The sequence below is a fragment of the Bradyrhizobium sp. Kon37 genome (assembly GCF_055807535.1).
On sequence record NZ_JBVVOY010000105.1, the window covers coordinates 1 to 578 of the forward strand.

Annotated in this window: 1 pseudogene; it reads left to right on the forward strand. The window is 47.9% G+C overall.

From position 1 onward, the window contains the following. Positions 1-574: pseudogene (gene intI2 / locus AC0L3J_RS37280) on the forward strand (class 2 integron integrase IntI2); the annotation flags it as partial. Positions 575-578: the final 4 nt, after the last annotated feature.

The following is a 578-nucleotide window of genomic DNA, read 5'->3' on the forward strand; positions in this document are numbered from 1 at the left end:
CATTAATGAATGCTTGCGTTTGCGGGTTAAAGATTTTGATTTTGATAATGGCTGCATCACTGTGCATGACGGTAAGGGTGGGAAAAGCAGAAACAGCCTACTGCCCACGCGCCTAATCCCAGCAATAAAATAACTCATTGAGCAAGCGCGGCTTATTCAGCAAGACGACAACTTACAAGGCGTAGGGCCATCGCTGCCTTTTGCTTTAGATCACAAATACCCTTCTGCTTATCGACAAGCGGCGTGGATGTTTGTCTTTCCCTCCAGCACGCTCTGCAACCACCCGTATAACGGCAAATTATGCCGCCATCATCTGCATGACTCCGTTGCGCGAAAGGCATTGAAGGCAGCCGTACAAAAAGCAGGCATCGTTAGCAAGCGTGTCACTTGTCATACATTTCGTCACTCGTTTGCTACGCATCTATTACAAGCGGGGCGTGATATTCGCACTGTGCAAGAACTCTTAGGGCATAACGATGTTAAGACCACGCAAATCTATACGCATGTGTTGGGTCAGCATTTTGCCGGCACCACCAGTCCTGCGGATGGACTGATGCTACTTATCAATCAGTAAAAGT